Source organism: Aeromonas sp. R4-2 (genome assembly GCF_040908295.1).
GTDB classification, from domain to species: domain Bacteria; phylum Pseudomonadota; class Gammaproteobacteria; order Enterobacterales; family Aeromonadaceae; genus Aeromonas; species Aeromonas veronii.
This window is the reverse complement of record NZ_JBFODL010000007.1, coordinates 409,866-416,188: the sequence shown is the minus strand read 5'-3', so window position 1 is coordinate 416,188 and position 6,323 is coordinate 409,866. Positions and strand designations below refer to the sequence as shown.

The 6,323-nt window shown below is 57.0% G+C and carries 4 protein-coding genes and 1 pseudogene; 4 read left to right on the top strand and 1 reads right to left on the bottom strand.

Annotation, left to right across the window (positions count from 1 at the left end):
* Positions 1-725, bottom strand: a pseudogene (locus AB5Y99_RS04775) (hypothetical protein); the annotation flags it as partial.
* A 305-nt stretch (positions 726-1,030) separates the two neighbouring features.
* Here AB5Y99_RS04775 and AB5Y99_RS04770 point away from each other — a divergent pair.
* The 4 genes from AB5Y99_RS04770 to AB5Y99_RS04755 all read left to right on the top strand — a co-directional run bounded on the left by AB5Y99_RS04770 (position 1,031) and on the right by AB5Y99_RS04755 (position 6,323).
* On the top strand, positions 1,031-2,269 hold the full coding sequence (locus tag AB5Y99_RS04770) for a uracil-xanthine permease family protein (protein WP_005334784.1): 1,239 nt from the start codon (positions 1,031-1,033) through the stop codon (positions 2,267-2,269).
* Positions 2,270-2,820: 551 nt separating this feature from the next.
* Positions 2,821-3,552: an ABC transporter substrate-binding protein gene (locus AB5Y99_RS04765; protein ID WP_005334783.1), complete on the top strand. Its 732-nt coding sequence runs from the start codon at positions 2,821-2,823 to the stop codon at positions 3,550-3,552.
* A gap of 64 nt (positions 3,553-3,616) precedes the next feature.
* Positions 3,617-5,143, top strand: coding sequence for a methyl-accepting chemotaxis protein (locus AB5Y99_RS04760; RefSeq protein WP_139746817.1), 1,527 nt, complete (start codon positions 3,617-3,619; stop codon positions 5,141-5,143).
* 382 nt (positions 5,144-5,525) lie between these two features.
* On the top strand, positions 5,526-6,323 hold the full coding sequence (locus tag AB5Y99_RS04755; protein ID WP_139746816.1) for a winged helix-turn-helix domain-containing protein: 798 nt from the start codon (positions 5,526-5,528) through the stop codon (positions 6,321-6,323).

Sequence of the window (6,323 nt, the reverse complement as noted above, 5' to 3'; positions counted from 1 at the left end):
CTGCCTCCGCCGCTGTCGCTGCCTCCGCCGCTGTCGCTGCCTCCGCCGCTGTCGCTGCCTCCGCCGCTGTCGCTGCCTCCGCCGCTGTCGCTGCCCCCACTGCCACCATCGCCATCTTTGTTGTGAACGATCAGCTCATTGGCGATGTAGCTGTGGCTGCCATCGAGCAGCAGATTGAAGAGTGCGGTAGTGGGAGATGCCTCGATCCAGCAGAGTGACTCAACCAGCAGTAATTCCGGTTGGGCTTGCAGGGCCAGATTGCCCGTCACCATGGCAGGTGCCGGGCGACACATTATCTGCATGCCGGTAAATAGCGGCAGCACCGCCAGTTGCGGGTTTTCGGTTCGGGTCATGGCCGGTGAGATGGCCGCCCAGCCCCGAGTGGTCAGCAGAGGGTGCTCTGCGGTAAAGAACGGGGGCAGATCATTGATCCCGTAGAGTCTGCGCTTGCCCAGTATGACCCGTTCGATCGCCAGGATCCGGTTACTGCCGCCGTGTTGATCCAGCACTCGTTCACCGACCCGGAGCGTCTCTATGGGGCGGGTGGAGCCATCGGCCATCGTGATGCGAGTGCCGGCGATAAAGCAGGACTTGGCATAGGCCTGATTCATTTGCCACTCATTGTGGGCGAAATCATAACTGAACGGGTTTGCAAACAGGGCGAGTGCGATGGCCGAGCCAATAAGCAATCTGCGCTGGCTGGCCTTGAATGGGGGTTGTGACATGGGGACTCCTTGTCCATCTTGATTCACAGGATCCATTATAGAGCGCCCCCTGGCGGCGGCATTTTTGACCATGAACACAATAAACATGATGGAAAAACGATTGGCGTTCGTCACAATAATGCGTAAAATCGCATACTCGATGCTTGTAGCAACGAATCCCGCCTAAAAAGCCAGTTTCATGCCCTTCCCAAGCAGTAAAAGGTAACAAGTGACGAATTTGTGTTCATTTTGTGCCTTGAAAAAGTCTTGTGATAACTGAAAAGTGATAAATATCCCCATCAGTTATCAAAAAATTAAGGACATCCATGTTTTCCTTAGTCAAGCAAAGTGTCGCCGGGCTGCAAATCCTGTTTGTCGCCTTCGGTGCCATGGTTCTGGTGCCCCTGCTCACCGGATTGAACCCCTCCATGGCCCTGCTTGGCGCCGGTGTGGGCACCCTGTTGTTCCAGCTCTGCACCCGTCGCCAGGTCCCGATTTTCCTCGGTTCCAGCTTTGCCTTCATCGCTCCCATCATCTACGCCACCCAGACCTGGGGATTGCCATCCACCATGTTTGGCCTGTTTGCCGCCGGTTTCATGTATTTCATTCTGGCTGCGCTGATCCGGGCAAAAGGGATGGGCTTTGTGCACAAATTGCTGCCCCCGGTGGTGATTGGCCCGGTGATCATGGTGATCGGTCTTTCTGTGGCGCAGGTTGCCTGCAACATGGCGATGGGCCGTGCCGGTAGTGAGCAGGTAGTACCTGCGGGGACTGCGTTGACGCTGGCCGGTATCTCGCTGGCGGTCACCCTGATTGCAGCTGTGTTCTGCAAGGGGTGGATCAAGCTGATCCCCATCCTGTGCGGCGTGATTGCCGGTTATGTCTCGGCGGTGTTCATGGGTCAGGTGAGTTTCGATGGCATGGTGAACGCCCCCTGGTTGGCGCTGCCCCACTTCGAAACCCCGGAGATCAACTGGGCTGCTGCGTTGTTCATGTTGCCGGTAGCCATCGCCCCCTGTATCGAGCATATCGGTGGTGTGTTGGCGATTGGTGGCGTGACTGGCAAGGATTACACCAAGGACCCGGGTTTGCACCGTACGCTGGCCGGTGACGGCATTGGCGTCTGCTTTGCCGGTTTCATCGGTGGCCCACCCGTGACCACCTACGCCGAAGTGACCGGTGCCGTGATGATCACTCGCAACTTCAATCCGGTCACCATGACCTGGGCTGCGGTGTTTGCCATCATTCTGGCCTTCTTTGGCAAGTTCAATGCGCTGCTCACCTCCATCCCGATGCCGGTGATGGGCGGTATCATGCTGCTGCTGTTCGGATCCATCGCCGCCATCGGTCTCAAGACGCTGGTGGAATCCAAGGTGGACCTGGGACTGTCACGCAATATCGCCATCGTCGCCGTGACTCTGACCGTCGGTGTCGGTGCGCTGGAGATGAAGATTGGCGACTTCGCGCTGGCCGGAGTTGGCCTGGCCTCTGTTGCCGCCATCCTGCTCAACCTGATCCTGCCTGCGCACTCCGAAGAGGGTGTGATGGACGCGGCCAAGGACTGAGTTCCACCAGACGTTTATTGTTGATTTGGAGAAGGCCACCTCGCGGTGGCCTTCTGTTTTTCGGGTATCTCGCGCCACTTTTTGGCTCGGCGGAGCTCATCTGGAATCTAATCTGGAAGCAGATGAGGGGGTTAGCATTCTCATTTGACGTATCTCTTTTCGTGACCTTAGCTAAAGGACAGGTTTGGCTCTGAGGTCTCCTCGAGCAGTATGGGAAAATGGATGTTGGCGTTTTATATCATTTCTCTCCCAGACCCCTGTCATAAAACGATGCGCTTCTTCTTTGCCACGGCGCTGTTGTATGGCAGAGGCTTATCCGCCCCACTCCACACTCCCCTTATGCTGCCCTGGCATGTTTCCACCTCGATTTGTTGTGAGCCTCCCTCGCCGGTTGCGTTTCGTTGCGCACAGGCAAAATCCGGAACTGTTTGCTGCTGCACATGGGTGGGCGGCGAGCCGTGAAAGCCGGCATGACCCCAGTGGGTCAGACGTGCACCGCCATTGGTAACGGCGGATGTTCAGGGATGAATGGCAAGCAAAGCGAGGTTGCAATGAACTATCAACTGCTGTGGAAAAGTGCAATTTTTTCAGTCTCTTCCATGATGGCGATAAGCGCTGTTCAGGCTGCGCCACTGAACGTGATGACCGAGGATTACCCGCCATTCAACATGCAGGGGGAGGGGGGCAAGATTGTCGGGCTGTCGACCGAGGTGGTCGAAGAGCTGTTCAAGCGTGCCGGGGTCGAATACAAGCTGACCCTGATGCCCTGGAAACGGGCGTACGAAGATACCCTCGGCACCCCCAATACCGCCCTCTACTCCACGACCCGCACTCCGGAGCGGGAAGCACTGTTCAAGTGGGTAGGGCCGCTGGTCAATAACAACTGGGTGTTTTTCTCCAGTTCGACCGCCAATATCACGGTCAAGTCGCTGGAAGATGCCAAGCAGTATTCGGTGGGTGGCTATAACGGTGATGCGGCCGCCGAATATCTCAAGGCCCAGGGATTTGCCAAGTTGCAGCTGGCGGCCAACGATACCGCCAACGTGAAGAAACTGGAGGCGGGCCGCATCGATCTTTGGGCAACCGGCCAGTATCTGGCGCCTTATCTGGCCAGCAAGGAGAAAGTAGCTTCACCCAAGCCGGTCTTCGTGTTCAAGGAAACCCAGATGAGCTTGGCGTTTAACAAGGATACGCCCGATGAGCTCATCACCAAGCTCAACGAGATCCTCGCTGCCATGAAGGCGGATGGCACCATCGACAAGATCAATGCCAAGTACCAGTAACAGTACCAATAGCAAGTGCCGCTCAATGGCACTGCGCCGGCTGCCGTAAAACCGGGAGGAAACCATGGATTGGAAAAGTCTGACGTTCAGGATTGCCGTGTTGACCTCCCTGTCGGTGAGTCTGCTACTGGTGTTGTTTGGCGGTTACAACTACCACGCCGTCAAGGCGGAGAGCTACAGCAAACAGAGTGCGCTGGTCGAACAGGCCATCGGCCGGCTGCAGCTCTCCCTGCCCGGCCCGCTGTGGAATTATGAATCGGCCTTTATCGAGGCATCACTCAAGTCCGAGCTGGCGGCCGATATCCTGAGTGCTTTGCTGGTGGTCAACAAGGACAAGCTGGTTGCCGGGTTTGCCCGTGACACGGCGGGGAGCATTGCCCCCGTGACAGCCATGCCTGCCGATGTGTCTGCCTACGGAGGGTATGATCTGGTCTATGACGACAGCGGTCAGAAAAACACCGTGGCCCGATTGCTGGTGCAAACCAGTGATGCCGCCATTCAGGCCCAACTGCGCCAGCAGTTGATCACCACCGTTTGGCAGATCCTGGTGCTCGATCTCTGCATCATCGCGTTGCTGATGGTGCTGATTCATCGCAATGTGCTCAGGCCGCTCCATCAGATGAATCAGGCGGTGTTTGATCTGGCCAAAGGAGAGGGGGATCTGACCCGGCGTCTGAAGATCAGCCGTCAGGATGAGATGGGCGCGCTGGCCACCAACATCAACCACTTTATTGCCAAGTTGCAGGAGATGGTGGCGGAGATCAACGAGCTCTCTGCCGGTGTGTTGCAAACCGCCGAACTCTGTGACTCCCTCTCGGCAGATACCCGGGTAGGCAGTGACGCCCAGCAATCCGAGCTGGATCAGGTCGCTACTGCCATTACCGAAATGAGTCAGGCGGTGCAGGAAGTGGCTGGCAATGCGGTGAAAACCTCTGGCGCTACCGATGAGGCCAACCTCTATGTGGAGCAGGGTTACAATCTGGCGGGCCATGCCAATGAGGCCATCCATCAACTGGTGGGGGAGGTGGAGCGAGTCGCCACCCTGATGCGCACCCTCTCGACCGAGAGCAGCAGCATTGGCACCATCATCGAGGTGATCAACGGCATTGCCGAGCAGACCAATTTGCTTGCCCTCAATGCGGCCATCGAGGCGGCGCGGGCGGGTGATCAGGGGCGCGGTTTTGCGGTGGTGGCGGATGAGGTGCGCACCTTGTCGGGCCGTACTCGCCAGTCAACGGAGGAGATCAGTGCCAGTATCAAGCGGTTGCAGCAAGCGACCCAGAATGTCGGGGCCGGAATGCAACAGAGTCAGGAGAAGGCATCCCGCGCCGGCATCGAGGCGGCAGATGTGCAGATATCGGTGGAGAAAATTAAAAATCAGGTCAGCCTGATCCGCGAGATGAACATGTATATCGCCCAGGCATCGGAAGAACAACACTCGGTGGCGGAGGCGGTCAGCCACAGCGTCAACCGGATTGCGACGCTCAACAGCGAGAGTGCAGCCAGAGTGGCACAGGTTGCCGAGGCCAGCAGTGATCTGCGGCAGCTGTCGGCCCAGCTCGACACCCTGCTCAAGCAGTTTCGGGTCTAGTCAGTTCACTTCGCCCCGTTGGATCATCCTGCGGGGCATGCAAGGTTCCCTTTATTGTTATTGTGAAGTGCGGCGAGATGTTGTGAGGGGCAAGGGCCTTGTCCTGCAGCGCTTTTCGTCATACCCATGTCACTGTTCAGCTGAGATTGGCGTGACCGCGATACGCGAAACTCGCAGCATCATGCTCTGCCCGATACGCAGTCCGACAGCGCTGGACGCATATTTTCATTTTCCCTGCTCATGCCTGCCTGCATCTATTGTGCCGCTGATCTCGACCCTTTAGAATTTCGTTTAATTACAGCGAGTCCTGAGCCGCCATCTGGCTTTATCAGGTGTGGAATCCCATCTTCTTCATGATGAATGCAAATAACAGGTGGTTGGTATGACGGGGGTTGCGCCAGGCAATAACATATCAGCCTATCACTTCGGTGATTATGTCTTTGATGTCAAAAGGCGAGAGCTGATCTTCTGTGCCGACAAGGACAACTTGCAAAGCGCCCGGGTGGTGCGCTTGTCATCGGCAGAGAGCCTCATTTTCAGCTATCTGCTCGATCACCATGACGAGGTGTGCGACAAGGATCTGTTGCTCGATATCGGCTGGTTGGGTCGCCCCATCAGCCCCAACTCCCTGAACGTGGCTATCGCCAATATTCGTCGCCACTTCACCTCATCCCCCCAGACGCTGGATATCAGAAGTACCCCGAAAAAAGGGTACTCTCTGCATCTGAACTGCAAGATGAAGAGCTATTACGGCAAGGCACTGCCAACAGAGAGTGAGCCCTTGCCCGAGCCGATGAGCGAGCCCACGCCTGCAGCTGCTGCGCAGCCACCGTCGACACCATCAAGCTCCGACCACGAGGTCATCAAAGATCCTGCTGCCGCCGCTCCCCGTTCTTTTGGTGAGCGGGCCAAACTTGCCTTTCTCGGCGGTATCGGGCGGCCAATGTTGGTCAGGAGCCTGATATACGTCAATCTGCTACTGGTTGTGCTGGTGGTGTTTGTCGCCAGCTATCTCCATTTCGAGTGGCTCCATGTGCACTGCACCAACTCGCCGACCGGCGTTGTTTGCCAGATGGAGGCACGGAGCGATGTGCCACCAGTCAAACCGGCATCGCTGGTGCTGGTCTCCGGCCACCAGGTTCGCGTGCTCTCCTATAAAGAGCTCGAAAAAACGCTGTAA